The 690-nt window shown below is 43.2% G+C and carries 2 protein-coding genes; one reads left to right on the top strand and one right to left on the bottom strand.

Features of this window, described 5'->3' with window-relative positions; genetic code table 11:
• A partial coding sequence (locus tag A3735_RS09135) for a hypothetical protein (protein WP_156499554.1) occupies positions 1–240 on the top strand: 240 nt, incomplete at its 5' end.
• Between the two features lie 124 nt (positions 241–364).
• Here the strand turns inward: A3735_RS09135 and A3735_RS09130 are convergent.
• Positions 365–601, bottom strand: a complete 237-nt coding sequence (locus A3735_RS09130; protein WP_068506734.1) for a hypothetical protein — start codon at positions 599–601, stop codon at positions 365–367.
• Positions 602–690: the final 89 nt, after the last annotated feature.

The following is a 690-nucleotide window of genomic DNA, read 5'->3' as shown; positions in this document are numbered from 1 at the left end:
GCTCCTGGTGATACAGTGCTAGCGACTTCAACTCGTCTATTCCAAGGCCGTGTTGTAGAAGACTCTGCTGAGAAGAAAGGTGAATCACTACTTGGTTCTACGCCAATGGTTGTTCTATCAACTATTCTTGGCCGATTCCCATCATTGGAAGAGTACAAAGAAGCTGTTGAAGGTATTAACCTGACTTCTTTCGCTCCACCAGCTGAAGATTTGGCCGTGCCGGTTAAAATCGTTGGATAAGGTGGATTAAGACTTGGTCTTAATCATAAAAAAGCCCGGTCATTGACCGGGCTTTTTGCTTTCTATGTAGCTCTAAACAGAGTCTCTACTGGCTATTTAGCCATTGTACCAATACTTTATTTTACTAAATTATCACTTCTGGCAAGTAAGGAAAATCACTCAAGGGGCGCTTATCCATTCTTCTGTCATCGGTATGACGCCTATCAAAAGGTCCTAGACTTTCTAGACTGGGCATCAAGCTGTCTCTTCGACTACTGACCCGACGATCCAAGCTAAGGTCATACCCTACTTTGCCCGCCATGACTTTTCGTTTTTTGCCAATATTTTTACTTACAGTTCTCTTTCTGCTTGAAGTGTACATTTACCACCTCCTCGCTTCCGGGTGAGAAGCGCTAAGCTATTCACCTATTAGTCTACGCCTAAATTCGACACCCCATTAAATTGTTTTGT

The sequence above is a fragment of the Oleiphilus sp. HI0061 genome, assembly GCF_001635675.1.
Note: the sequence above shows the minus strand (reverse complement) of the source record. Positions and strands in the feature narration are given on the sequence as shown.

Coding starts and splice junctions, on each gene's coding strand:
- A3735_RS09130 (WP_068506734.1), bottom strand. CDS start 601: ATGTACACTTCAAGCAGAAAGAGAACTGTAAGTAAAAATATTGGCAAA.